The organism is Microbacterium sp. ZXX196 (assembly GCF_009709595.1).
GTDB lineage: Bacteria > Actinomycetota > Actinomycetes > Actinomycetales > Microbacteriaceae > Microbacterium > Microbacterium excoecariae.
In genome coordinates this window covers 1-280 of record NZ_WMEE01000103.1, presented here as the reverse complement: position 1 = coordinate 280, position 280 = coordinate 1, and the positions used below count along the sequence as shown (strand labels likewise).

Sequence of the window (280 nt, the reverse complement as noted above, 5' to 3'; positions counted from 1 at the left end):
TTCCCTTTTGCCCCGCCGACAGGCAACGCGATGTACTGCATGCCGCAGGTGGGTACGAACGCCCATTTGTACTTCCCCGATGCGACGGGCAAACGGGCGATGGTGCTTGGCTGCGTCCGTAAAAACGGGAAGATTTGTGCGAAAACAGGCAACCCGCACATCCGGTATTTCGGCACGGAGCACGGAAGCGAGCTGGAGCTGTCGCCTACAGCCATCAACATCGTCAGCGGATGCCAGGAGCCGTTGAAGCTGACGATAGACGACAACACTGGAATTACGC

1 protein-coding gene is annotated in these 280 nt (G+C 58.2%); it reads left to right on the top strand.

Annotated features, from left to right (window positions below; all coding sequences use genetic code 11):
- Window positions 1-39: 39 nt before the first annotated feature.
- A partial coding sequence (locus GJQ66_RS14185; protein ID WP_230379588.1) for a hypothetical protein occupies window positions 40-280 on the top strand: 241 nt, incomplete at its 3' end.